Origin of the sequence: Sphingobium sp. BHU LFT2 (assembly GCF_018604485.1) — a bacterium.
GTDB classification, from domain to species: Bacteria; Pseudomonadota; Alphaproteobacteria; order Sphingomonadales; family Sphingomonadaceae; genus Sphingobium; species Sphingobium yanoikuyae_A.
This window is the reverse complement of record NZ_JAFCGW010000014.1, coordinates 23,640-46,696: the sequence shown is the minus strand read 5'-3', so window position 1 is coordinate 46,696 and position 23,057 is coordinate 23,640. Positions and strand designations below refer to the sequence as shown.

The following is a 23,057-nucleotide window of genomic DNA, read 5'->3' as shown; positions in this document are numbered from 1 at the left end:
CTCCCTCACGCTGTTCTGCGGGGTAGCGAACTGGCTTGACCTGAGCAGCAGATGCAACGATATGGACAACACAAAATAGCGGGACCAAACCCGCCAGGCATACGAGCGCCTTTGGTGCCACGGGGCCGTAGAATGGGAAGGATATCCTATGTCTGCGTGCTACCCACTTTCATCCTGTATCGAATGGCAATTTACCGAAGCGGGGGAACTTGACGCGCGACTGCGCGCAGCCAAAGCGGTAGGTTTTGAACGGGCTGAATTTCATCTCTGGCGCGACAAGCCCGTGGAGATGCTGGCGACCGCTCTTGCCGAGACGGGTATGCGACTGACTGGCGTATGCGTCGATCCGCGTCGTTCGATTGTTGATCCGGCCGAACGCGACCAGATGATAGCGGCAGTGCGCGAGACAATCGCTGCCACGGAGCAACTGGGCAAGCCCGACCTTATTGTTGCTTCCGGTTTCCGGATCGAAGGGCTAAGCGAGGAGGAGCATTTCGCTAATGCCGTTACCGCGCTGCGTGCCGCGGCAGATGTGGCCGAGGCGGCAGGGGTCACGCTCCTTCTCGAGCCGCTGAATACCCGATTGTTCGCGGCGATGTATCTGGTCAGCACAAAGCTTGGTCTTGATCTGGTCGAGGCCGTGAACAGCCCTAATTTGCGCCTACTTTATGATGTCTGGCACAGTGCTGTCATGGGTGAGACGATGGCCGAGGTTCTGGTGGGCCGCATCCATCTGGTGGCCCATGTGCAGGTCGCGGACATGGACGACAGGCACGAACCGGGCAGCGGCAGTCTGGACTGGGCCAACATCATGCAAACCTTGCAGGATCTGGGCTATTCGGGTGCCATCGGCCTGGAATATTTCCCCACCCTCCCCATGGACCAATCGCTGGCGTTGACGCGACAAAAGCTGGGCTGCTGACGGAAAAACGCCGTCAGGAAAGAGGGCGCGACGGCGACAATCGCTCGCGCGAGATAATTGGATATCCCACATGTATATCGAAAATATCGCGATCAGTCTCGACATGATCAATCGCCACTATCAGGAGCCTAACCGGAACCGGTACGAAAGCCGATATTTCTGGGAAGAACTTTATACGCTGATCGCCGCATCCGGCTTCTCCACCATCGAGATTCCCTATGAGCCGGTCTGGCAGTTCGGCGGGCGCAGCGGCGTGCCGTTCAACCGCTACTGCGTAAACACCAAATATGGCGACGCAATCCAATATCGCAGCTTGCTGGAAGCAAGCGGGATCAGCCAAGTCAGCGGTGTGACTTTCGATCCCAATCTGTTCATGCGCAACGCCAATCTGGATTTCTATTTTGGCGCCACCGGCCACTTCGCGAAGGAAGCCATCGGCCACGCAGCAGATCTTGGCGCACGCTATATTGCCATCAGTCCGTCGCCCTTCCACGGGCGCGTCGCGCAATATCATCCCGACATCGACAAGGATCTGGAGAGTTTCACGACGCGAACCGCCAGGCTGCTGACCGATCTTGCGACCGCCGCGGCGGAGCGGGGCGTCAACCTCGTGCTTCGCAACGAATACTGGAGTCTGTTTCGGGGTGAACGGATTTTGGCACTCGCCGATATGCTTCCCGAAACGGTCAAGTTGGACATTGATACTGCGAACCTTTTTATCGCCGGTGTTCCGGCCGAAGCCTTTATCGAAGCGCAGATCGGCAGGATCGGTTGCGTGCATCTGACCGATACCGATTTTGTCGACACGCAAGCGGTGTGGAAATCTCCCAATCCCGAATTTCCCAGCGAGCGTGCCACGCAGGTTTTCCGTGACCCCGGCACGGGATCGGTTGACCTGACCGGGATCACGGCGCTGCTCGACAAGCTGGGCTATCGCGGCGCCATCACGTGTAGCGCCCGGCAGACGAGGGATCCGTTCCGGGCGTTGCTGCGGACCCGCATCCTGCTCAATCAGCTACAAAAATAAATTGAACGGAGCCTCCGTCATGCAGAACATCCGCTACGCAAATATGTGCCACTGGAAAGCAATCCCGTACCGCAAGATCGATAATTTCCGCGAGTTCTACTATGAGGACAAGACCAACAGCGCATATTATTCGGACTGGGACAACATACTGAAATATCAGTCCGCATTGGGCTTTGAAGGAATTGAAATCGCGCCCTGGGATCTGGCCGATATCGTGCCGCTGTTCGGATCGCCCAGGAACTTCGCCGAATTTGCGAAGGATCGTGGTGTGCAGGTAATAGGCATGTTCCATGGCGCACACGCCTCTCATGCTGCAAACCATTTCGACGAAGCCGTGCGCGCCGGGCGAGAAGCGGTCGACACGATCGTACAGTTTGGCGGCACCTACATGAACACCTGCCCTACCCAGAATTATTACGGAACGGGTCCGTTAAACCGCGAAGAAGTGCAGCAATGTGCGAAGGTGATGAACGAGATCGGTCTCTACGCTACGGATCATGGGGTGAAAATCGGCCTGCACAATGAATTTTTTTGCGCAATCAACCTCCCCAATCATCGTGAGCTGATCGAATCGACCGACCCCAAGCTCGTTCACTATTGCATCGACACTGCTCAGATAGCGATCCTGGGTGAAGATTTGCTCAAATTTTACGATGATTATCATGATCGCATTAGTACGTTTCACCTCAAAGACACGGCGTCTGCCAGTCAACCCGATAGCGTGCGCTATGCACAGGATCCCGAAATCACCGACGATGGCACGCGATGGTTTTGGGAACCAGGCCAAGGTGAACTTGATCTGCACGGCCTCTATCGCCTGTTAAAGCAGCATGCCTTCCAAGGGTGGATTTCGATCGAATATGATGGTTCTCCCGACTTGTTGGCTTCGATGGCCCTGACCCGCTACTTCCTGGATAATGAATTGCGGCCGATCTACGACTGACTTTTGCAGCTCAACGACGCATTGACACCTGGTGCAGAGATTTAGAGTCGGCATTCTAAATTCCACTCGGTGTTCGACGCTATCCAGTTTTGCGACCGATATGAACGATCAATCGGCAAGGCCCGGACAGGAGAGAAACCGGCGCAGCTTCCTGTCCATCGTCACGCCTAATCACTCCACCGGCCTGCCGCCATCGCCACGTTGAACTCAGGCTTGCCGGTGGTGAGCGACGAGCGCGCTGCCGCCACGCTGGACGAAGCACCATGATGAAGACTGCGCGCCTGTGTCGAGTTGAGATGGTCCTCGAGCAGATCGAGTATCTCGCTATCTTCGTTACTGTCGAATTTGCGCGCAAACAGATCTTTGCTGAGCGTCAGCCGCATCTGGTCATGGATCGTGAAAGTGCGCAGGCGTAGCTTGATGTCGCCGTCGGGTATCCAATCAATCGTTCTAAGATCATCGTTAGCGACGGGGGCATCAGGAAACTCGTTCTTCATGGCAGTCTGGAAAAACGCTGCGTCCGGGATAAAAGTCCCGCGATAGAAGCGCTTGTACCGGATGGCGCGACGGTCATGGCAGACGAAATGACAGAAATCGCGAGTCACCGCTTTCCATTGGGTGCCAATGAAGGGCGTCACGCCCGACAGATATGTGCGAGGCAGGCCGGTACGGTAGATGCGGCTGAAGGCTTCCAGAAAATAATGGCTGATACGGTTCATCGTGTCAGGGCGAGTAAGTTGCTGGTCCAGCGCCCGAATGAACTGCATGCCGTCATCCCTGGCGAGATAATCCGCGATGTAAGTTTGGGATTTGAGCGGAAAATCCTTACCGCTCAAATTAATGAAATATCGCCAGGTCGCACCCATTTGAAGCAATTGGGCCATGCCCCTCAATTCGGCATCAACCAGGCTGTAACCGCCCCAAACCGCCTTACGCGATTTCAGGATGGCGCTGCCCCTATAGGGCGCGATGAAGTCGGCGATGTCAGCTGCCATTTTCCGCCCTGAATTGGCGTCGACATGGATCAGATAATGATTGCCTGGAGCATAGATTGCGCGGAACATGCGTTTGAATTGCTCGGGAAAGCGATGCACGAGGATGAGACAAGCGATCATGGGTCGAACTCCATCGGGCTCGCGAGGGGCCAGTCCAACGCGACGCAGGTGTTTCCAGCCTCTGGAAATTTGGTCGAAACTTTCGACCGGCGTTCGATTTTTTGGAGAAGCGGCACCGGACATGCTCGATACCGCTGATCACCAGTCAATATAGGGAACGCGGCGGCACGTTATAAGACACAACGTCGGAGGCGCATCAAAATGGCGCCCATAATCGTTCGGCGTCATCGACCGCTTCAAACATGTCGCTTTCAGCCTGCATCTTATTGAGGTGAAGACGCACGGCGTCCGGGTCGCCATGCCGCGGAAATCCCCGATCCGCCTTGGCCGCCCTTGCCAGATCGCCGATCCAGCCGTCTCGGCCGTGCTGGCCGATCAGCCAGGTGCCAAAGGCAATGCCCTCAAATGGGTCCTGTTCGATCGCTTCGCTATCCGTCATGGCCTGACCCCTCCAGCCAGTTGCCAGCCCCGTTTCGAAGGTTTGACTATGGGGCGACCACACAGCAGACATGCCGACATAAGCAAGCCATTTTCCACATGCTCCTCGACCGGATCGGGCCGATGCCGGCGCAGTAGATTGTGAAGGATCATCGAGGCGCTCCTGTCCCGCAATGAAGCGGACTTTGTCCTATTGAGGTTGCCTCCGCCACGCCCTGCGACACGACATGATGGGCTGGTTCTGCAGGCTCGGCCGCATCTTCGATCAGGAATTCTAGCGCGATCGCTGCATCCTCTGCGCTGAGCACATGGCGTACGCCGGCTTCGATGTCGGCCGCCTCTACCGCCTGACGGGCCCAGGCCTCAGCCGCCCGCAGGGCGACAGCGCGAACATGGGCGAGCGGCGTCTCGGCCGCCCTCTGGCGGTGCAGGGCTTCTTGCTGCCTGCACATGCAAGCACTATTGAGTGCGATGGTCATGGTCGCCCCCCCGACCGTGCGTTTCGAACCCACAAAGGCACCCAGCGCCACGAGTTCATCGAAGAGGGGGGCAAAAGGAGGCGGGAACCGTCCGCTGGCATTCCTCCGATCCGGGCCTCGACTTCAGTCCGTTCGTCCCGCTTTTGCGCTTGCTCTAAGTCCTCCCGCTCGATCCGATGGCTTTCGAATCCGTTAGCTGTTGGAATGTGGAGCGTCGTCGCAGTCCAGGCATAAACCGTTCCTGCACTGCTTTTAAAAGCCTCTTCGTCGGTTTCAATCGCATAGGTACCTGCAGGCAGGAGCCCAATTCCTGGCAACTGGAAAGGGGCCCTGAACGTTACGGACGTGCTGCTCGTACATTTGGTCATGGACGTAGCCAGCAGGGTTTGCCCTTAGGCGTGAATGGATATTCCACAGTCATCACTCTCTCCCGAAAGCAGGCGGGAGCACGATGGTCTCTCTGTCACGAAATGCCTGCGGCACTATATAGGTGATCCACCATCCTAGCACATCTCGCGACAGGCCTTGCATCAATTCGAATGTCTGAAGGATCATCTATGTCGCCGATACGGCCGATGCCCTCGAACAGAATAAATGAAGTGCAACAGGCCAGGGACACCCGGGTATCCTCGGCTTTTCGTCGCCGCCCCTGGTAACCGGTTCAGCCCCCGATCCATCCGAAAGTGGGACCAATGCGCTTTCAGATTTTGGATGCCCGATAGTGGCAGCTAGCCGTCCGTCTTTTTCCCGAACGGGGGAAAAGGTTGCGGCCGGCAGTCGCTGCCAGCTGGCCCTCAACGAGAAAGGAGCATATTTCCTCCCGAGTTTACGGGATGAGCATGACAGTGATCCATCCATCCTGCTCATTGAGCACGCCGAATTTATTCACGCGCCTCAGATCGGGGGGTGAGAAACGCTCTTCGCCGCTGCGGAATGTAGTTCAGATTAGTTTTTTCCTGCCACTATGGTATGGCAGCTAATCACTGCGCAAATCGCAATGGCTAGGAGACGTATGCGCTCCTGAAAATAAAGGAGAGACGCATATGTGCCCGTCTACTTCCGCAATCGACCTTGCCGATATGCTTTTCCGCGCGAAAGACAGGGTCGGCGGTTATCCGTCTCAATACCTTGAACATTTGACCGCGCTTCTTGGTGCTGCACGGGAGAAACTGGCTCGCGGCACTAATCTCTCCAATGCTGACATCCAAGAGCTGAACGAGGCTTTGGATGAATGGCAGAATAAGTGGGCGAGTCCGCCTGAACCTAGGAACTGACGCAACGTATCCCTCGAGGAAAATTCGAACGATGCAAACTTTTCCCAAAAATTGAGCTTACTCTGGCAGATTGCTTCCCAAGAATTCGGTTCGGCACCCGGCTTTTGACCCGAATGATGATGGGAGGGATCACCGTCATAATGCTTCAGAAGCGCCGTTCCGAAGGAGCGCAAAAAGCCTCTCCAACGGTCGCCCTGGCTTCATGACCAGCGGCAAGTCGGGATGCCGCGCGTGCAGTTCTGGAGGAAGGCCCGCTGCGCTGTACACTATGAAGGGTATTGCGGTTTCCATCAGGAAAAGTGCGAGAGGCGTAACGTCGCGATCGCGAAGATTTGCATCTACTATGGCAGCGTCAATCTTGGCCTGCGTCAGGAAAGTTAAAGCCTCATCGACCGTTGGAAACGGCCCGGCGACTGTGCCGCCGACGCTTTCCACATTATCACAAATCGCCATCGCAATCAGCGGATCGTCCTCGACGATCAGCACGCACAATCCTGCCAGCATATGTTCTCCCTGGAAGCGGGAGCACAAGGTCTCTCAGCCGATGACGCGCCACACATGTCACCGATAGGCGGTAAGCGAATTGCTCTGCATTAAGTTCCCGATTTTTAACGAAATCGCAGTGGTCAATGATAGTGCAACTCCTATCGCGTTTCTGCGGAAGGTTGGCAGGCCAGCCGCAGCCATTTTCGAAATTGATATGCGTTGCCGGGTTCGCCGCTACATTCCAGCTTTTGAGACTGACTGAGGCAATTTGACTGTCCTTGTCATGCCACCAAAAGGCAGGCATGGTCTGGCGTCACCGCGTAATGGACGCCACTTCGGTTTACGGCGCGCTTGATCCAGAACGCGACAGGAATTCCATGAGCTATAGCGGAACGCGCATCGCGGGGTCGTTACCCCCTGCCTGCTATGATGCGGTTAATGGCAAAGATTCATCCCCCAAAAGGAGACGCACCCAGGAAAACGGGGCGAAATTGGACGAAAGCCTTCCAATAATTACGGTCGATATTGCCGATATTCCGGGCGGTGGCCAGCTTCACCTCCTCCAGTGTGGGACAGAGTTCTCGATCCAGTTTGGCGATGATGAGTTGATGGGAAGCCGCGACCATGAATCCGAGAAGGCTCTCGCGAGGATGACCCAAGAGCGCCTTGTTCAGCGTGACGGCAATATTTTGATTGGCGGTCTCGGCATGGGCTTCACGCTTGGGGCTGCGCTCGACGCCTGGTCGCAAACCGCGATCATCACGGTTGCCGAGCTTGTGCCCAAAATCATAAGCTGGGCCAACGGCCCCTTATTGCACTTGTTCGGTGCCAATCTGACAGATCCGCGAGTCAGAATTCAATTGGCCGACGTGTTTGATGTCATTGCCCATGAGAAGGATAGCTTCGATGCCATTCTGCTTGACGTCGATAATGGTCCAGACGGCTTCATCAGGAAAAGCAACGACAGGCTTTATTCCGCAGACGGCCTGGAAATGGCCTATGCAGCACTGAAACCGGGCGGCCTACTGTCGATATGGTCAGCCTACAGCGATGACGCTTTTGCCGAACGGCTGGAGCAGGCTGGCTTCTGCCTGGATGAGATTTTGTTGCCAGCCTTTAGCGGCAGTGCCGAACGCTGGCACAATATTTGGTTCGCGGCCAAGGCCGGGGCCTGACAGTCGGTACCCGCCTTTGCGAGCATGAGACCGAGCCTGCCAGGCTCCATTCGCTACAGCGCGCGAACGGGCTTGGCAGGCAGAGCCGTTCTCCGGTCAATAAGCCGGAGACTGGATATCGGTAGTATTGCGCGTCAAATGTGACTTGTCGTGACGGCACTTGGCCTGATTAGTTCAGGATTGCCACTGCTGTAGAGGCGATGAAGACTCTTCTCGTTGCAACACGGAAATGATCTTCGCATAGGCACGAGCCAAATCCTCGTGCTTTGCTCTTATAGCAGAATTCTCCGCGAGCTCAGCATGATTCAACTCGGCCAACCTCCGGCGGTTAAGATAATCGAACCGCCCCAAGAATTTACTCATCGTGCTGACGGCGGATGATGACGGGCCACATGCGATCGGGAGCGTGTTACAGCGCCGTCAATAAGTTTACCCTTCATCAAAACGCGAAGTGAATCAGCATCCCGTGGATCAAGGAGAACGATCCGCACGCCACCAGAGTCGAGCGCCTCGAGAACCGAAATCCTGAAGCCGTTTTTTTGACAGACCAGCCGTATGGCAACGGCCGACTCCATAACGTTTATGGCCCTGCTCATATCCGACAGTCCCGCTGGTTTTTCAAAGCGAAAGGGGCTGAACCATCGGGACGCTCCGATCGATAGGGGTGGACATGCTCTCGAATGCGCTGCGCATAACGGTTGGCCAAACGCTGATGCGCATGGGATGCCGCGCGGCAATGCGCGCTCTGGGCACGCAACAACTCTTCCTGCTCGCGCTTGAGCAAATAATTTAGATCTTCCACGGATGGGCTCCCTCAGCTGGCAAGCGGGAGCACGTTGGTCTCTCAGTCACGGCGAATGCTTGCAGCAAATTTCGCGCAATAAATTACACTTACCAAATAATATTTTCAAAGTCTATGAAATAATCAAAAATTCTTGAAAAATCCCATTGACTTATTTTGCCGCATTAAAAAGGCAATATATTTGAACGGCAATCCATATAATTTCACTGAATGTGTGAGCTATGCCGTTTTTTTATAAGATGAGATTGTTATGTCTGGCTGTGATCTCTGTATAATATTGTGAAAATACAAGAATATTATAATCACCGATTTCACATCGCCCCCCCCAGCTGCCTAACATGTCGCTCCACCACCCTGTTCAAGAATGCGGCATAACTGGATGACAACGAAGAAAGGCCTCTCTCACTTGCCTCTGACAGCAAATGCGGCGCCCGCTCATGACCATTGATGGCCTTGGCGGTCTGTCTTCACCTTACCAATTACACCTATTTTGCCCCCGCCCAATGGACGTACGCCTCATACCCATCGCCCTGACCGTGAATATGATGGTGCTCGGCCACATCCAAAGCCAGTTGGTTATGGTGGGAGTTGCACATAGTGATAAGCGCGACCGCTTTAACCCTGCTTGCGCCGTTCGGGATCGAGGCCCGCGCCATCGGCGCGGAGACACTTAAGCGCAAAATCATCAATGGTTAATCTGGAAAAATCTATCCAGCTTCTACGAAAATTTGCTTTACGGCCTCAAGCCACGAATAGCTTTTCATCACATTATCTAGCGGACGGCCACTGAGGCCGGGATCTTCACCGTTCAAAAATGCTATGGCATCCTGAGCGCCCAATCGCGCTATGGCAAGTTCAAGAATATGCCTTGGCGCTCGATCTGATCCAAAGATCAATATGAACCAACGAGCCGGCTTCCGGGCGGCTTAATCAAGATGCTCGTCTTCATTTCGCATCTTGTACAGCGCTTTTCTTTTACGGTCGATCTGGACCACCAGAGCGCGATCAGACATGATCTGCCATGCAGCTTTTGACCGCAGGCAGCGCTCCTTCACATTTGCCAGATTGGTTTCCTGCGCCTCTTGGTCACATTGTGCGACGCGGGCGAGATAGAAGTCGATCGTGGCGACCATGTCGATCTCCTGTAAGTTGGATGTCGTTGCGAGGAAAATCAATCGATCATTTCAGCGACAGCCCTGCGCAATTCGAGCACGGGCAGAGTGCCCCAAGGGGCGCCTTGATAATATGGACGCGGCCTTTTGGCGGTCGCGGGTGATAATTTGGCATGAGCCATATTCGAGCGGATATTGAGATTCATGATATTCCTAAAACACACATCCTGGCGCGTGATGTAATGAAAAAGCTTGGCTCAACGGCACATTGTTTCGGCGCATAAGGCGCACAAAAACAGCCGGAGCATCGCCCGCAACGGCCTGGGCGGGGTAAAGTGGCCACATTGGAGCGCTTGCACATACGTCCCGCCATCCAATGATCAGGCAAGAGCGAGCAGGCGAACCGGCGCGACGGGATGCCGCGCCGGGAACGCTTTAAGGTAGACGCCTATCTTAGGCAGTTTCAAGGTTCACAGCAGACTCTTTACCCCTTCGATCTGCCTCAACCTCGTAACTCAGGCGCTGATCCTTATGCAGCGTAATCATTCCCGCGCGCTCGACGGCAGAAATATGGACGAAGCTGTCCGGCCCACCATCTTCGGGCGCCAAGAAGCCATAGCCTTTGTCAGAATTAAAGAATTTTACGGTACCGATAGGCATGGAATACTTCCTCTCACGGAAATAGAGAATCCACCCGCAAGATTGCAGGTGAAGCTGATAACGCAAGAAAGGAAGCGACACCCAATGAGGGGCAAGCTCCGTCGCAGGCGACGTTAAGCATCACCACAAATATATCATAATTGAAAAATGTCAATTCTTCATTTTATTTTCATTTCAGAACCGAAATATCATCCTTATAAAAATAAGATTACGATGCATAGTTTGAATGTCGCCAGCGCATTGCTCACCATCAACATGAGCGTTATGGACATAACGAGCATCGTGACGCCTAGGCCCAGCGCCAGGTTACGACAGACACCGAGCTTTTTCCTACGAATATGCTCCTCGCAGCCGACTGCGCTCCTCTCCAGTGCGACGAAAGGCGTGGATATGTCATAGGGCCGATCGATCTGTTCATGCCTCGATCCATTTTTCCAGGTTGCTAAGGCACTTGCTGTCTCCGGGATGAAGCTTGCCATCCCTGCACCAAGCGTAAACGATGCGAACATCCTGAAGGTTGAGAAAGGCGCCGCCAGAAGGCCGAGCCCCGGGCCTCGATCTTGCTTCGGTCACGCCGATTTCAAGGTTCGCAAAACAGAATTTTTGGCTTCTGGCTTTCCTCAAATTCTGGCGCGACAACGTGCCGGAAAATTTTCTCTTGAACCGCAGGCAAGTCGTCCTACCTTTCTCTCGCCGGACGCCGAACCGGGTCCGGCTGGACATTGAGAGCGCCGGCTCTCTCCGGTGCGTCTCATGCCCAAATTGCTCAACCGGAGGATTTGGAAATGAGAACTGCTTTTGACTTCGCGCCTTATCGGCGCTCCACGGTCGGCTTCGATCGCCTGTTCAACATGCTCGAAGCAGGTCAGCGCGAGGATGACGGCTTTCCGCCATTCGACATCGTCAAGGACGGCGAGGACAGCTATCGCATCACTCTCGCCGTCGCAGGCTTCCGCCCTGACGAGATCGAGGTCGTCGCGCAGCAGAATCAGCTCACCGTCACCGGCAAGCGTGCCGAAGACGGTGATAAGAGCGAATATCTGCATCGCGGCATCGCGACCCGATCGTTCGAACGGCGCTTCCAGCTCGCCGACTTCATCGAAGCCGGCGAGGCGTGGTTCGAGCATGGCCTGCTTAGCATCCAGCTCAAGCGTGTCGTTCCCGAAGCGATGAAGCCGCGCAGGATCGAGATTAGTGGTGGCAGCGCCGCCAACGATCGCCTCGAGGCGCCTAGGGACGCCAAGGCGGCCTGATCTGATCGAGCGCCGGCTCGCCGGCGCCGCCCCAGAAGCGGCTGCCGGCGGGCCATGCCCAACTCTAGCCAGACAAAGGAGACAAGCATCATGGCTATCCGTGATCTGATACCCTGGAGCCGGCAGGAGAACCGGCTCCCCGTTCCGATTAGCGCTGAGCGCGCTCGCCACGAAAATTCCGACCCGCTGCTCTCGCTCCACCGTGAGGTGAACCGGCTGTTCGATGATGTCTTCCACGGCTTCGGCGTTCCATCACCCGGCAGTCTCGAGCGAGGTCTGTCCTGGCCGAACATCGAGCTCGCAGAGACGGACAAGGAACTCGCGGTTACAGCAGAGCTTCCCGGCCTCGACGAGGAAGATGTGGGGATCACCATCGGAGAAGGCGCGCTGACGATCCGCGGCGAGAAGAAGTCCGAGGTCCAGGATAATGATCGTGGCTATAGCGAGCGTAGCTACGGTCGTTTCGAGAGGCGGATCGCCCTGCCAAGAGGCATCGAGCGCGACGGGGCGAACGCTCGCTTCGAGAACGGCGTGCTTACCGTGATACTGCCCAAGACGGAGGCAGCGAACGAAAACATACGCCGCATCCCCGTCAATGGAAAAGCGGCATGACAGGCAGGCCCGGGACTTTGGTCCCGGGCCCACTCCCGGGTTATACCAGATCCCGCGCAATTTGGCTGCGAGCGCATGGTGGCCCGATTTTGAGCTTCATCGCCGTTCTCGTCACGATCGGTCCGATCGAGACAGCGGTGGCCTTCGCCGATCTGACGGCAGGAATGCACCGCAACGAGCGGATCAGCCTCGTTCCCGCTCTGTCTCGATCGCCCCAGTCGTGTTACTCCTATTCGCTGTAGCGCGCGACGTAGTCCTTTCCCTCCTGCGTATTTCGCTGGCCGCGTTCCGCGTGGCGGCGCGCTGCAGTTGCTCTAGGCATTGACGCTCACATTCTCCTGTCCCGGCCTCTCTTCGGACAGCGAGGGCGGCCCCCGTGAAGCCGAAAGGCATGGCAACATCGCGGTCTTCCCGCTGGCTTTCCCCTTGATCGCGGATCCCCGAAAGCCTTGCGGCCGCAGTGCTCGTCATGGGCCGCATCGATAACTGGATCGAGGGCGGCGGCGTGCTCGCGATGGTCGGCGTGTGCATGGTTTCGAACTAGTCCGCGATGCTCGCAGCCGACCACCTTGTTTTGCTGCTGGGGAGCCCCGGTACCGACGTCGTGGGCCGCATCACCGGCGCGCTTCTTACCCGGCTGGCTGTACAATTCGCTTTTCTACGGTCTCGCGGCCGCGCCGCTCCCGGCGGACTGAACCAGTCGCTATGCAGCCTTCGAGCACCCGGACAACCCAATCGAGCATTGCGGCATCGGAAGCGGCCTCAGCAAGTTCGCGGCGGGCCAAGCGCTGAAGCCGAGCGAGGTCCCGTCACAGCAGACGTAGGGTAATCAGGCTTTGCCCCGGCGCATTGCTCGGGATGCGCTGCTCTGCCCTCCCCGGGTCGCAGGAAAAGATCGAGGAGCCGCTTGCGGCCAGCGACGGCCCGAGCCCGGCTTTCACGCTCATCGAGCGGCACTGGCAGCAGTTCGAGCCCGAATTCCATGATGTTGTCGAAGACAAGGACCAGGCGGATTGCTCGTCCGCCTCGTGGGACCCCCGCGATCGTCAAAATCGCGTGTCATGGGAGCGGAATGATGCCATCGACCGCGCGCCATTCGGTGGGGCCAATCAGCCGGCCGTGGGCGATCCGCACCGAATGAAGCGCGGCCTCGATCTCGGTCCGCCAATGGTCGAGGAAATTGAACAGCACCGGGAAATCGGGTGCAAGATCATAATCCTGCCATATAAACAGCTGGAGAAACGACGGCGCATCGGGCCGATAGTAATGGATCTCGGCCGTGGTGAGACCGTAGCCCTCCAGTTGCGCGACGAAGCCGCGATCCCTCATTGCAACTGTCGGAAGTTAGTCCGCGATTCATCGAGCGATCGCATGGCGGCGAAGACCTCGTCGATCGGAACGGCCCGCTTGGCGCCGGGCGGCTTACGCATCGCCGGCTGGTCCTTTACCGCAGAGCGATCAGACGCCCAGGATGCGAGGATCGCGCGTTTGACCTCCGGCTCTAGGCTTGGATGGTGCGCAACGTCGAAGGGGTGCAAGTAACGGGAAAATGGCTGCGACATGGTCGTGCTCCTTTCCTTGTGTCGCTCCTTTTCATGCATGCGGTGAGACATGCCGCTCAAGATTTTGGTGCATGAGTGAGTCGCGTCAAGAGGGATGATGTAATCGCAAAGCCCCGAACATACCTGTTTGGCACTCTGTCAGGGCGAGTGCCAAAAATTTTCACTCACTCTCTTGAACCCGAAAATTTCTTTTCCTAGTTCACCCGCACCTGTCGTTCAGATGAACGGGAGGGACATCACAATCTGTTTTGCATCTGGAGGTTTTGCCATGCATTTCCGCCCCTTGCACGACCGCGTGGTCGTCCGCCGCATCGAAGCCGAGGAGAAGACCTCGGGCGGCATAATCATTCCCGACACCGCCAGGGAAAAGCCGCAGGAAGGCGAAGTCGTGGCCGTAGGCCAGGGCGTGCGCAACGAGAGCGGAGCGCTTGTCGAGCTCTCCGTGGAGGCCGGCGACCGCATCCTGTTCGGCAAATGGTCGGGCACCGAGGTCAAAATCGACGGCGAGGATCTGCTCATCATGAAGGAGAGCGACATCCTTGGCGTGATCGACAAAGCCAAGCCACTCAAGCAGGCGGCCTGATCGACCACCCTTATCACTCGAACATTCAGGAAGGATATAGAAAGGAGTAGCAGCGATGGCTGCCAAGGAAGTGAAATTTGCGTCGGACGCGCGCGACCGTATGCTGCGCGGCGTCGATACGCTGGCCAATGCCGTGAAGGTGACATTGGGGCCCAAGGGCCGCAACGTCGTGATCGACAAGAGCTTCGGCGCGCCGCGTATCACGAAGGACGGCGTCACCGTCGCCAAGGAGATCGAACTTGCCGACAAGTTCGAGAATATGGGCGCCCAGATGCTGCGCGAAGTGGCCAACAAGCAGAACGATAAGGCGGGCGACGGCACGACCACCGCGACCGTGCTCGCGCAGGCGATCGTACGCGAAGGCTCAAAGGCCGTTGCGGCCGGCATGAACCCGATGGACGTCAAGCGCGGCATCGATCTTGCCGTGACCGCCGTGGTCAAGGACCTTGAGAGCCACGCGCGCAAGGTCTCGGATAATAGCGAGATCGCGCAGGTCGCCACCATCTCGGCTAATGGCGACCATGAAGTCGGGCGTATCCTCGCTGAAGCGATGGAAAAAGTTGGCAATGAGGGCGTGATCACGGTCGAGGAAGCCAGGAGCCTGGAGACCGAACTCGAGACGGTTGAGGGCATGCAGTTCGACCGCGGCTATCTCTCGCCCTACTTCATTACCAATGCCGAGAAGCTGAAGGTCGAACTCGACGATCCCTACATCCTCATTCACGAGAAAAAGCTCTCGAACCTGCAGGCGCTCGTGCCGCTGCTCGAGAAGGTCGTGCAGTCCGGGCGGCCGTTGCTGATCATCGCCGAGGATGTCGAGGGCGAGGCGCTCGCGACGCTCGTCGTCAACAAGCTGCGCGGCGGCCTCAAGATCGCCGCGGTCAAGGCGCCGGGGTTCGGCGATCGCCGCAAGGCGATGCTGGAAGACATTGCCATTGTCACTGGCGGTAACGTCGTTTCGGAGGATCTCGGCATCAAGCTCGAGAATGTCACGATCGACATGCTCGGCCGGGCCAAGAAGGTCGTGATCGACAAGGACAACACGACCGTTATCGATGGCGTCGGGCACAAGGCCGATATCGAGAGCCGCGTATCGCAGCTCCGCCAGCAGGTCGAGACTGTTACCAGCGACTATGACAGAGAAAAGCTGCAGGAGCGCGTGGCGAAACTCGCCGGCGGCGTAGCGGTGATCCGGGTGGGCGGCGCGACCGAGGTCGAGGTCAAGGAGAAGAAGGATCGCGTTGACGACGCGCTCCATGCCACTCGAGCCGCAGTCGAGGAGGGCATATTGCCGGGCGGCGGCATCGCACTGCTCCGCGCGATCAAGGCGCTGGATGGATTGAAGGCCGCCAATGACGACCAGCAGTCCGGGATCGACATCATCCGCCGGGCGCTACGCGCACCATCGCGGCAGATCGCCGAAAATGCCGGTGAGGATGGCGCCTATATCGTGGGAAAGCTGCTGGAGAGCTCCGAATATAACTGGGGCTTCAATGCCGCGACCGCCGAGTATCAGGACCTGGTCCAGGCGGGCGTGATCGATCCGGCAAAGGTGGTGCGCACGGCGCTGCAGGACGCCGCGTCGGTGGCCTCGCTGCTCATCACTACCGAAGCGCTCGTCGCCGAGCTGCCAAAGGATGAAAAGTCCGCGCCGATGCCGGCGATGGATTACTGATTTTGGAGAAATCGGGAGCGTGGCGCCGAGGCGCTGCGCCCCCGAATGTACCGCTCCCGCCGGTGTTTCTACTCCCTGACGCCATCAGCCGGGAAAGAGATCGACACGCTGAGCGTCTGGCAGGATGGCATCAAGCAGCAAGGTCCGGTGGCAGCCTGCTGGATCGCGCTCGAAGCAGAGCAAGGCGGTGGGACGCGCAGCAGCCAACTCTATCAGTTGCGCTGCCTGGACGATCGCCTCGGGAAGGTCGAGCTGGCCTGCATAGATTTCTGCCAGGCGTACATGCTGCCCCTTGCGGGCCGCTTCGCGTCCTGCCGGCGGGGTGCCAAGCGCCTTGAATCCGACATAGTCGATGCCCGCCTCCCCCAGTCCGGCTGCAAGGATATTCTTTGAGAAGCCCGGGCGGCGCGACAGAGGAACGGCTCTGACATCCGCCAGGACTTCAACGCCAGCTGTCTTAAGCGTTTCGATCAATTGCCCCTGGGTCGCCCCTTCATAACCAATGGTAAAAATCTTCATGAGCCGGATGCCTCAGCCATTGCCTCTATCGCTCCATCAATCGTTCCCGGGACCGGCTAGTTCCTGATGACTGCTCCAGACAGGCTGCCTGCCGCCGCCGCACGGACGAACGAAAAATCGCGTTCCCCTTATGGAAATCGAGTTTCCTTGTCCCACTCGTACAAGGCAACTCACCTGCAATCCGGTATCCGCTCAGGGCGACCCGAGGCTTTTGGCCTTTTCCTGCCCGCCCGGCACATGCCGAGCGGACTTTTGTCTTTTGGTCGTTGCGGATGGCCGGGTCGCCTTACCATTTTCGATCCTGCCTCCTTCGGTAAAGTGACGAACCGATCGATTTTCCGTGTCTGCCCAGGACGTTTTTCCGTCATCTTGGTTGGAGGAACAGCCGTTGGTCATCAGGCGTTCGAGCACCACCCAAAGAGGAGGATGTCATGAGAAATCATTTGTGGATGAGTGTCGCAACGATAGCGGTCCTTGCACTTGGCGCCTGCAGCCCGAAAGCCGAACAAAAGGCGGACAATGCGTTGAACGATACCGGCGCGGCTGTTTCTGGCGTTCTCAATTCCACCGACAACGTGATCGACAATGCCCAGCAGGCTCTCACTACGACGCCGACCGGCCAGGAGTTTGCTGACGCGGCCGCCAAGAGCGACGCTTTCGAGATTGAAGCCGCTAAGCTGGCGGCGACGAATGCCCAGTCTCCTGCGGTGAAGGAATTTGCCAAGATGATGGTCGCCGCCCACACGGAATCGACCGCCAAGATCAAGGCCGCGGCCAAGGCCGCTAGTCCTGCGATTGCGCCGAATGCTACATTGACGGAAGATCAAGCGGACGATCTGGCGGAGCTTAAGGCGCTCAAGGGTGCCGAGTTCGACAAGGAATATATGGATGGTCAGGCCGATGCGCATGAAGATGCCCTCGAACTGATGCGCAAATATGCGGCGGACGGGACGGTCGCATCCCTCAAGCAGGCAGCGGGCGAGATCGCGCCGATCGTTGAAAAGCATTTGTCCAAGGCCAGAGCACTCGACAAGGACTGACGGAACGCCGCCCCGCATGCGGCGCATATATCCTGTCTATGATTGAGGAAGCGCCACGGCGACGTGTCGTGTATTGCGTAGCCTTCCTAAAGGACCCCGCCAGCATGTCTGGCGGTGTCCTTTTGACGCGCGCAAGAGCGCCCGTCACATCAGCATTTCGCTCACGATCGCAACGCCTGCCGCGCCCATAGGACAATCGCCTGTATCGGCATTACGCCTGATTGGCGGGCAATCTCCTTGCCCTTTTTCAAGATCAGCATAGTGGGGATAGTCCGAATAGCATAGCGCGCCGCAACCGCCTGGTCGGCTTGCGTATCGAGTTTGCCGAGCCGGAGCCAAGGCTCTAGTTGCGGGGCGGCCGCAGCAAAGGCAGGCGCCATCTGCCGACAAGGGCTACACCAATGTGCCCAGAAATCGACCAGCAACGGGATATCGGGTCGCAAGGCGTACGCATTGAAATTCTCAGTGGTGAGTTCGATAGCCGTGGCCGCAAATAACTCACAGCCGCACCTGCCGCACTTCCCTCCAGCACCCAATTTTGACAGTGGCGCGCGATTAAGCGTCACGCACGTCGGACAAGCTATGATTTGTGTCTGGCTGTTGTCACTGGCCAATGTCAGCCTTTCCTTTCGGGCAGCCTGTTGCGATCGCTGCCCGCAAATTCTTCGGGTTGCTTTTCCGTCATCGCATCTTCCATTTGCTTTAAAGCGCCGCGCAACTTCGATTTGGGTTGATCGCCACGCTTGGCCGCAAGAGCGGAACCAGCAGCTTTTTTCTACGCTTTGGAGGGTGCAGGCATATCCTGGCCTCCCAACGCCAGATAGCCGGGTAACCGCGTCGTGCCGCCAAGCAGCTCCTTCTGTCCTAATAGGCGAGCCTAGGATGCGGCGGCTCGAGAGCGGCATCTGTCCGGCATTCATCTTGAAGCCATTAAAACCACGAGTGAGCTACAAGGGAGTTAAGATGTCGCGCCAGCCAGTTGCAATGATTGGCGGCTTCCCATTCTGACGCTATAGCGTTTAGCGACCCGCTCGAGGGACGACGGTTTCACGGGCATTATGGCTCCGACCATCCTGGATGGTCGGAGCCATTTTCGTTCAGACAGGCAAGCGAATGTAAATTAGCCCCTGATCACGATCGACCCGTTCCACGACGGCTCGTTGGTGGCGCGACGGGAAAAATATCGACGCGCCCGCCCCCAGCCGCTCGGGCAAACGGGCAACATCAAAGTCAGACAATCGCCCGCCCATCATAACTCGAAACTTCATCGACGGCCTCGCTCAAGGTCTAATTCCATGCTTTTCATTACGACCGAGCATCGTTTTGGTTGCACAACTATGATCCGCGGCAAATCTCCTCCACAAAGAGCTCGCCACTTTTCAGAGGATTTATATGCATCGGGCGCGATGACGCGCGAAAGGCAGTAGCTCTGACACAGGCGGAAGCAGCGAAAAGACCGCTGTGTCGCCAAACGCATTGTGGTCAGTGAAACAAAGTGGCGGCCATGTCGCAACTCTCGGCACGGCTCACCAGATCGCAGTAGCCACAAAATAGCATTTCGCACGCGACGACAACAGACGCGGCGAGCGCAATCGCGCCGGTCGATCCTATGCCTGAAATTGTAGCCAAACGCCCGGCTCTGTTGTCACGCTCCTGCAGGGCGGCGAGACGCAGGTCGAGCTTGCGGAACTCAGTACAAAACTGCAGCAGTGGTTTTGCGAGCAGGGCGACGACGTTGATGCGCTGGCGGGCACGTCACGTTCAGCTTCCCCATCGACGATTTCTCGCGCCGTCGGCATCTTCACCATCCCGACCGGGATGGCGACGCCCGTTCGCCAAGCACGTTGGGCATCAAAGTTGCCGAAATATATGCGCTGCTCGGTCAACAGGTGCGCACCTGGTGCAGCGACAGCCTTACCTGAAGTTCTCGCGACTTTATGGGCACGAACCGCATCGTTTGATGTGTGAACGCTCCGCACATCGTCTCTGCGTCGACGGCATCGTTATACCGTGCCTAACATAGGGCTTTGCATAAGCCGCTGGCATCGGCCGCACCTCATGACCTGGCCTAGTCAGGTCACGCGCTCAATGATGCAACGTCCCACAGGCCTCTGCGCCTATCAGGCAGGGCAGCAATTCTGGACGAGCAGCACCATTTGGGATCGTCGCATGGTTCGCAGCAATCCGATCAAGCTGAAGAATTGACTGACCTTAAGACGTAGAATTCCGGGAACAACGTTCGAAATGAGAAGCCGTTCAGAGATCTGTCATTCGTATGAATGCCTGCATTTCCGTCCACCATTTCGACGATGAGTCTGCCTTTGAGAGACCGCGCTGATACTCCGACAAGCAGATCCCGATTTTGGCAAAGTCCGGTGCCGACATTTCTCGTGACGATATAGTTTCGGACGCGCAATCTCGCTGGCGCTATCGCGCTGCCTTGCCGGTAGATATCCACCCGATCAGCCCAGGCGAAGATGCATGCCAATGCTCCTGCGATGCTAGGGCGTTCCACGGCCCTTCCTCAAGCTGCAATGGCCGCATGCACGCAAAGCGCCTCCTAGAACAGCGGGCGGCCCGTCCATCCAAGTCCAGCGTTTCCCACGAAAAGAAAGCATGACGATGTCGCTTGTGGCGACTTGGCGAGTATATGATTTTATAGCGAAATCTGTTGCTTATCTGCAGTAGCCGACATCTCTTCTGAGCGGGCGCTCACCTACTGCGTCCAGGTTCGTCCGGTTGGTTCCGACATGGCGTCGGTTCCAAAGTCCCGTGTCGGCCTTGTGATTTGTCAGAAATTCGCTTCATCAATCTGACAAACTTGTGTCCGTGTGTCAGAATATATCGCGAAAAATATCGATCTCCTCACCAAGTGTAACAACTTAACAGCTTAAGCCATTGTGCGCGCCGGTTTTCGTCATCCCAGCTTCATCTTCGGTCCGGCAGATGGTGATATCGCAAAGCCCGCTCAAAGGATAACGACGCCATGCCCTTCTTGCTCGACACCAACTCAGCCCGACGCGGGATTCTCGTAGCGCTTTCTGCCACGCCGGTGCTCGCCATCGGCGGCTGCGCGACAACGATGGGTCGGTACAGCTTGGAGGAGGGCGTACGCCGATTGCTTGAGATGTCCACCCAGCGCGCCTTTGCGCGATTGACTCAGCCCGGTGGTTTCTACGACGATCAACTGACGCGCATAATCGTGCCAGATCTCGGTGGGCAGGGCGGCGCTATTCTGTCCGCCATTCTGCGGACGAACGCCGTGCGGGACCGGGTCGGGCGTGCACTTAACGACGTGGCGGTGGATCTGGCCGACGGTGCGGCGCCAGTAGTGCTGGACGCGGTGCGCAGCATGTCGCTGGCGGACGCCGTGTCCGTCTTGCGAGGTGGGCCGACTACGGCCACGGACCTGCTGGCGCGCAATGCGCGCAGCGCGGTCGTAGAGGCGCTGCTGCCCGGCGCCTTGCGGGCTCTGCACTCCGACCTGTTCGAGATTCTGTCAACCGCACTATCGGCCTCCTCGGGGCGCGACCTGAGCGCCATGGCAGACAGCGTATCTGGGCAGATTGGCGATGCAATTTTCAGGGCTATAGGGAGAGAGGAGGCGGCCATTCGGGCCAATCCCCGCGAGACGCGCGACCCGGTGCTGATCGCGCTGCTGGCTGTGTAACCCCGGGTGAAAGGCGTGGCGCATTCGATGATCCACGTCTTCGCTGGGGCGGTGTTCAGGACTAAAATCTAGGGGCGTAGCGGCGGCTTCCCGCCGTGGAGTGGGCAAAGCGGGCACCATCGCGCGCTTTGGCATTAAGCCGGAAGTTTCTTGGCGAAATGCGCGCAGGTTCACGTGACGATGGCCGTATATGATCGGCACTCTTGGCTGCGCGGCAGCGGTCAAGATCGATATCGCAGAAAGAATTCGCCTGGGTGATTTGAAATCCCAACCTTGCTGTTGGAAGCGGCTGTCTGGCATTATGCAGTCGAGGCGATGGCGGCATGGCGAGTCCGACGCGATGCGGCATCACTTGGACCTTGGCGACTCAATTGATAGCATGCGATAGAACTGAGAGACTGAAATCGTCATTTCTGATCAGCAATTCGAAACGCGCGCCGGTTTTTACCAATGCATTCCTGGCCAACGCGTTTTGGGCAGCGTCAGCGATCCAACCGATCAGCCCGCCGAAAGCGATTAGGACGCTGTCGCCTGCCAAACTGGAGGCAGCCAACATCTCATCAGCCGGCAAAATCACCCACCCTGAGATACGCTCGAACATAGCCGGGAACCGTAGTTCGCCCTGGACTACTTCACCCGAAGCCCAATCGACTTTAAGGGAATCACCAAACATCGCCTGAGGATGTCTCATGAGCGCCGTGCCATCAAGTAGGGGAACATGGCTTATCGGTTCCAGGGACCTTACCAAACTACACTGCCTCCGCCGATCCTGTGCGATTTAATCAAAAAATCACGGAACAAAAGGGAATACCGTTATAACTCAAGGTCTTAATATGGTGATCGATGTAATCATACAACAGCGCGTCAGCGACAGTGCGGCCAGCTCGCGGTTTGTGATTTACCCCTTCTTCTGAGCCTCTTAGGTGCGCCCCCTCCCACAAACCACTAGAGGTAGACACTTTGAAGAAATTGCTTGCCGCCGCGATTGTTATGGCATCCGCTTCGGCGCCCGCCTTCGCTCAGGACGAAGTCCGCACGAACTTTTCGGGGCCTTATGTCGCGGGCATGATCGGATACGACAATGTCCGCGTAGGCGCTACCGGCGTCGGTTCCGGTCATGACGACGGTCTCATGTATGGCGGCGTGATCGGTTACGACATCAACTTGGGCGGCGCCGTGTTCGGCCTCGAGGGCGAATATGCCGATTCCGAAACAAAAGACGGCGTGTCCGACGTTTTGGTCCCCGGTGACTTTGTTGGCCTGAAAGCCGGCCGCGATCTTTACGCCGGTATCCGCATCGGCGGCGAGATTGCTCCCAACGTCATGCTCTATGGTAAGGGTGGCTATACCAATGCCAAAGTGAAGGCAGTGTATGACGATGGTCTGGTTTCGGTCAGCGACAGCGACGAACTTGAAGGCTATCGTCTCGGCGCCGGCGTAGAAACCACTATGTCCGGTTTCACCACCCGCGTTGAATATCGCTACTCCAGCTACGGAAAGTATCGCGACACCGGCATTGACTTCCAGCGCCACCAGGTTGCGCTGCTGGTCGGCTATCGCTTCTGAGCGATCCTTCTAAACGGTATAGCTGGAAAGGGGCGTCGTCTGACGCCCCTTTTTTTTTAACGAGCAGTTGTTCGCCGCATGCTCGCTTAATGAACCGAAATGCCTCAAAGTCCTGTTGCTCGTTGAGATCAGTCGCCTTGGTAG

23 protein-coding genes and 2 pseudogenes are annotated in these 23,057 nt (G+C 57.2%); 11 read left to right on the top strand and 14 right to left on the bottom strand.

All coding sequences use genetic code 11. The features are described 5' to 3' along the window. Positions 1–148 precede the first annotated feature (148 nt). From JQK15_RS21040 to JQK15_RS21030, 3 genes are all read left to right on the top strand, one after another. Entirely contained in the window at positions 149–922 is a 774-nt protein-coding gene (locus tag JQK15_RS21040) for a TIM barrel protein (protein ID WP_214867555.1), read from the top strand. A gap of 70 nt (positions 923–992) precedes the next feature. Next, positions 993–1,949 carry a sugar phosphate isomerase/epimerase family protein gene (locus tag JQK15_RS21035; RefSeq protein ID WP_214867553.1) on the top strand — a complete coding sequence of 319 codons (957 nt, stop codon included), beginning with the start codon at positions 993–995 and terminating at the stop codon, positions 1,947–1,949. Between the two features lie 19 nt (positions 1,950–1,968). Continuing rightward, entirely contained in the window at positions 1,969–2,892 is a 924-nt protein-coding gene (locus JQK15_RS21030) for a sugar phosphate isomerase/epimerase family protein (protein ID WP_214867551.1), read from the top strand. Positions 2,893–3,059: 167 nt separating this feature from the next. Here JQK15_RS21030 and JQK15_RS21025 read toward each other — a convergent pair whose 3' ends face one another. The 4 genes from JQK15_RS21025 to JQK15_RS21010 form a co-directional block, all read right to left on the bottom strand. Beyond that, a complete protein-coding gene (locus JQK15_RS21025) occupies positions 3,060–4,007 on the bottom strand; it encodes a beta-1,6-N-acetylglucosaminyltransferase (protein ID WP_214867549.1) in 948 nt (315 codons plus the stop codon). A gap of 196 nt (positions 4,008–4,203) precedes the next feature. Beyond that, complete coding sequence (locus JQK15_RS21020; protein ID WP_051035864.1) at positions 4,204–4,446, bottom strand: hypothetical protein; 243 nt, start codon at positions 4,444–4,446, stop codon at positions 4,204–4,206. A gap of 148 nt (positions 4,447–4,594) precedes the next feature. Next, the gene (locus JQK15_RS21015) at positions 4,595–4,924 is read right to left on the bottom strand and encodes a hypothetical protein (RefSeq protein WP_251007929.1); all 330 of its coding nucleotides are present in this window, start codon (positions 4,922–4,924) and stop codon (positions 4,595–4,597) included. Positions 4,925–6,333: 1,409 nt separating this feature from the next. Continuing rightward, entirely contained in the window at positions 6,334–6,702 is a 369-nt protein-coding gene (locus JQK15_RS21010; RefSeq protein WP_251007928.1) for a response regulator, read from the bottom strand. A 359-nt stretch (positions 6,703–7,061) separates the two neighbouring features. Between JQK15_RS21010 and JQK15_RS21005 the strand changes: the two genes are divergently transcribed. Continuing rightward, on the top strand, positions 7,062–7,859 hold the full coding sequence (locus tag JQK15_RS21005; protein ID WP_502956856.1) for a spermidine synthase: 798 nt from the start codon (positions 7,062–7,064) through the stop codon (positions 7,857–7,859). Positions 7,860–8,451: 592 nt separating this feature from the next. Here the strand turns inward: JQK15_RS21005 and JQK15_RS21000 are convergent. From JQK15_RS21000 to JQK15_RS20990, 3 genes are all read right to left on the bottom strand, one after another. Next, entirely contained in the window at positions 8,452–8,661 is a 210-nt protein-coding gene (locus tag JQK15_RS21000) for a hypothetical protein (RefSeq protein WP_214867545.1), read from the bottom strand. 926 nt (positions 8,662–9,587) lie between these two features. Continuing rightward, positions 9,588–9,794 carry a hypothetical protein gene (locus JQK15_RS20995; protein WP_214867543.1) on the bottom strand — a complete coding sequence of 69 codons (207 nt, stop codon included), beginning with the start codon at positions 9,792–9,794 and terminating at the stop codon, positions 9,588–9,590. 432 nt (positions 9,795–10,226) lie between these two features. Continuing rightward, positions 10,227–10,433, bottom strand: coding sequence for a cold-shock protein (locus tag JQK15_RS20990; RefSeq protein WP_214867541.1), 207 nt, complete (start codon positions 10,431–10,433; stop codon positions 10,227–10,229). Positions 10,434–11,218: 785 nt separating this feature from the next. Between JQK15_RS20990 and JQK15_RS20985 the strand changes: the two genes are divergently transcribed. Further along, positions 11,219–11,686 carry an Hsp20 family protein gene (locus JQK15_RS20985; RefSeq protein WP_214867539.1) on the top strand — a complete coding sequence of 156 codons (468 nt, stop codon included), beginning with the start codon at positions 11,219–11,221 and terminating at the stop codon, positions 11,684–11,686. Between the two features lie 90 nt (positions 11,687–11,776). Then, positions 11,777–12,298 carry an Hsp20/alpha crystallin family protein gene (locus JQK15_RS20980; RefSeq protein WP_214867537.1) on the top strand — a complete coding sequence of 174 codons (522 nt, stop codon included), beginning with the start codon at positions 11,777–11,779 and terminating at the stop codon, positions 12,296–12,298. Between the two features lie 1,059 nt (positions 12,299–13,357). Here JQK15_RS20980 and JQK15_RS20975 read toward each other — a convergent pair. Both JQK15_RS20975 and JQK15_RS20970 read right to left on the bottom strand, forming a co-directional pair. Next, a complete protein-coding gene (locus tag JQK15_RS20975; RefSeq protein WP_214867535.1) occupies positions 13,358–13,627 on the bottom strand; it encodes an usg protein in 270 nt (89 codons plus the stop codon). Next, entirely contained in the window at positions 13,624–13,860 is a 237-nt protein-coding gene (locus tag JQK15_RS20970; RefSeq protein WP_214867533.1) for a hypothetical protein, read from the bottom strand. The genes JQK15_RS20975 and JQK15_RS20970 overlap by 4 nt, the downstream gene beginning before the upstream one ends. Positions 13,861–14,128: 268 nt before the next feature. Here JQK15_RS20970 and groES point away from each other — a divergent pair, with 268 nt between their 5' ends. Both groES and groL read left to right on the top strand, forming a co-directional pair. Beyond that, the gene (groES, locus tag JQK15_RS20965) at positions 14,129–14,443 is read left to right on the top strand and encodes a co-chaperone GroES (protein WP_214867531.1); all 315 of its coding nucleotides are present in this window, start codon (positions 14,129–14,131) and stop codon (positions 14,441–14,443) included. A gap of 55 nt (positions 14,444–14,498) precedes the next feature. After that, on the top strand, positions 14,499–16,118 hold the full coding sequence (gene groL / locus JQK15_RS20960) for a chaperonin GroEL (RefSeq protein WP_214867529.1): 1,620 nt from the start codon (positions 14,499–14,501) through the stop codon (positions 16,116–16,118). An 84-nt stretch (positions 16,119–16,202) separates the two neighbouring features. On the opposite strand, the gene JQK15_RS20955 is transcribed toward groL, so the two are convergent. After that, the gene (locus JQK15_RS20955; RefSeq protein WP_214867527.1) at positions 16,203–16,637 is read right to left on the bottom strand and encodes a DUF488 domain-containing protein; all 435 of its coding nucleotides are present in this window, start codon (positions 16,635–16,637) and stop codon (positions 16,203–16,205) included. A gap of 431 nt (positions 16,638–17,068) precedes the next feature. Between JQK15_RS20955 and JQK15_RS20950 the strand changes: the two genes are divergently transcribed. After that, entirely contained in the window at positions 17,069–17,677 is a 609-nt protein-coding gene (locus JQK15_RS20950) for a DUF4142 domain-containing protein (RefSeq protein WP_214867525.1), read from the top strand. 161 nt (positions 17,678–17,838) lie between these two features. On the opposite strand, the gene trxC is transcribed toward JQK15_RS20950, so the two are convergent. From trxC to JQK15_RS27015, 3 genes and pseudogenes are all read right to left on the bottom strand, one after another. Continuing rightward, positions 17,839–18,291, bottom strand: coding sequence for a thioredoxin TrxC (gene trxC / locus JQK15_RS20945; protein ID WP_214867523.1), 453 nt, complete (start codon positions 18,289–18,291; stop codon positions 17,839–17,841). Between the two features lie 2 nt (positions 18,292–18,293). Beyond that, positions 18,294–18,437 (bottom strand): annotated as a pseudogene (locus JQK15_RS20940) (DUF3008 family protein); the annotation flags it as partial. Positions 18,438–19,547: 1,110 nt separating this feature from the next. Beyond that, positions 19,548–19,810: pseudogene (locus JQK15_RS27015) on the bottom strand (IS110 family transposase); the annotation flags it as partial. Positions 19,811–20,663: 853 nt separating this feature from the next. On the opposite strand from JQK15_RS27015, the gene JQK15_RS20935 reads away from it, so the two are divergent. Further along, the gene (locus JQK15_RS20935; protein ID WP_214867521.1) at positions 20,664–21,347 is read left to right on the top strand and encodes a DUF4197 domain-containing protein; all 684 of its coding nucleotides are present in this window, start codon (positions 20,664–20,666) and stop codon (positions 21,345–21,347) included. A 367-nt stretch (positions 21,348–21,714) separates the two neighbouring features. Here the strand turns inward: JQK15_RS20935 and JQK15_RS20930 are convergent, their stop codons facing one another. Continuing rightward, complete coding sequence (locus JQK15_RS20930) at positions 21,715–22,038, bottom strand: hypothetical protein (protein WP_214867519.1); 324 nt, start codon at positions 22,036–22,038, stop codon at positions 21,715–21,717. Between the two features lie 269 nt (positions 22,039–22,307). Between JQK15_RS20930 and JQK15_RS20925 the strand changes: the two genes are divergently transcribed. Next, complete coding sequence (locus tag JQK15_RS20925) at positions 22,308–22,913, top strand: porin family protein (protein WP_214867517.1); 606 nt, start codon at positions 22,308–22,310, stop codon at positions 22,911–22,913. The last annotated feature ends 144 nt before the right edge of the window (positions 22,914–23,057 follow it).

Excerpts from the sequence above, each read along its gene's own strand:
- JQK15_RS21020 (WP_051035864.1), bottom strand. The coding sequence starts at position 4,446 with ATGACGGATAGCGAAGCGATCGAACAGGACCCATTTGAGGGCATTGCC.
- JQK15_RS21040 (WP_214867555.1), top strand. The coding sequence starts at position 149 with ATGTCTGCGTGCTACCCACTTTCATCCTGTATCGAATGGCAATTTACC.
- groL (WP_214867529.1), top strand. The coding sequence starts at position 14,499 with ATGGCTGCCAAGGAAGTGAAATTTGCGTCGGACGCGCGCGACCGTATG.
- JQK15_RS21030 (WP_214867551.1), top strand. The coding sequence starts at position 1,969 with ATGCAGAACATCCGCTACGCAAATATGTGCCACTGGAAAGCAATCCCG.
- JQK15_RS21025 (WP_214867549.1), bottom strand. The coding sequence starts at position 4,007 with ATGATCGCTTGTCTCATCCTCGTGCATCGCTTTCCCGAGCAATTCAAA.
- JQK15_RS20970 (WP_214867533.1), bottom strand. The coding sequence starts at position 13,860 with ATGTCGCAGCCATTTTCCCGTTACTTGCACCCCTTCGACGTTGCGCAC.
- groES (WP_214867531.1), top strand. The coding sequence starts at position 14,129 with ATGCATTTCCGCCCCTTGCACGACCGCGTGGTCGTCCGCCGCATCGAA.
- JQK15_RS20975 (WP_214867535.1), bottom strand. The coding sequence starts at position 13,627 with ATGAGGGATCGCGGCTTCGTCGCGCAACTGGAGGGCTACGGTCTCACC.
- JQK15_RS21015 (WP_251007929.1), bottom strand. The coding sequence starts at position 4,924 with ATGACCATCGCACTCAATAGTGCTTGCATGTGCAGGCAGCAAGAAGCC.
- JQK15_RS20990 (WP_214867541.1), bottom strand. The coding sequence starts at position 10,433 with ATGCCTATCGGTACCGTAAAATTCTTTAATTCTGACAAAGGCTATGGC.
- JQK15_RS20980 (WP_214867537.1), top strand. The coding sequence starts at position 11,777 with ATGGCTATCCGTGATCTGATACCCTGGAGCCGGCAGGAGAACCGGCTC.
- JQK15_RS20950 (WP_214867525.1), top strand. The coding sequence starts at position 17,069 with ATGAGAAATCATTTGTGGATGAGTGTCGCAACGATAGCGGTCCTTGCA.
- JQK15_RS21035 (WP_214867553.1), top strand. The coding sequence starts at position 993 with ATGTATATCGAAAATATCGCGATCAGTCTCGACATGATCAATCGCCAC.
- JQK15_RS20935 (WP_214867521.1), top strand. The coding sequence starts at position 20,664 with ATGCCCTTCTTGCTCGACACCAACTCAGCCCGACGCGGGATTCTCGTA.
- JQK15_RS20930 (WP_214867519.1), bottom strand. The coding sequence starts at position 22,038 with ATGAGACATCCTCAGGCGATGTTTGGTGATTCCCTTAAAGTCGATTGG.
- JQK15_RS20955 (WP_214867527.1), bottom strand. The coding sequence starts at position 16,637 with ATGAAGATTTTTACCATTGGTTATGAAGGGGCGACCCAGGGGCAATTG.
- JQK15_RS21010 (WP_251007928.1), bottom strand. The coding sequence starts at position 6,702 with ATGCTGGCAGGATTGTGCGTGCTGATCGTCGAGGACGATCCGCTGATT.
- JQK15_RS20985 (WP_214867539.1), top strand. The coding sequence starts at position 11,219 with ATGAGAACTGCTTTTGACTTCGCGCCTTATCGGCGCTCCACGGTCGGC.
- JQK15_RS20995 (WP_214867543.1), bottom strand. The coding sequence starts at position 9,794 with ATGGTCGCCACGATCGACTTCTATCTCGCCCGCGTCGCACAATGTGAC.
- JQK15_RS21005 (WP_502956856.1), top strand. The coding sequence starts at position 7,062 with ATGAGCTATAGCGGAACGCGCATCGCGGGGTCGTTACCCCCTGCCTGC.